Origin of the sequence: Idiomarina sp. ST10R2A5, assembly GCF_051842325.1 — a bacterium.
GTDB classification, from domain to species: Bacteria; Pseudomonadota; Gammaproteobacteria; order Enterobacterales; family Alteromonadaceae; genus Idiomarina; species Idiomarina abyssalis.
In genome coordinates, this window is the sequence record NZ_JBNIEX010000096.1 from 1 (window position 1) to 231 (window position 231).

1 pseudogene is annotated in these 231 nt (G+C 64.5%); it reads right to left on the reverse strand.

The features are described 5' to 3' along the window. Nucleotides 1–231 (reverse strand): annotated as a pseudogene (locus ACP7FG_RS13265) (anaerobic glycerol-3-phosphate dehydrogenase subunit A); the annotation flags it as partial.

Consider the following 231-nt stretch of genomic DNA (forward strand, 5'->3'; position numbering starts at 1 on the left):
TCGGCGTCGATGCCGAACTGTTCGCAGACGTGGTCGCTGATCTCTTCGCCCATCATCCGGTAGGTCGTGAGCTTTCCGCCGACGATGCTCGTCATCCCCTCGAGGCCGTCGCGCTCGGCGTGATCGAGCAGGAAGTAATCTCGGGTGATGTCGGTCGGATCGTCGCTGCCGACGTTCGGTGGCTCGTACAGCGGGCGGACGCCCCAAAACGAGCGGATGGTCCGCGCTTCC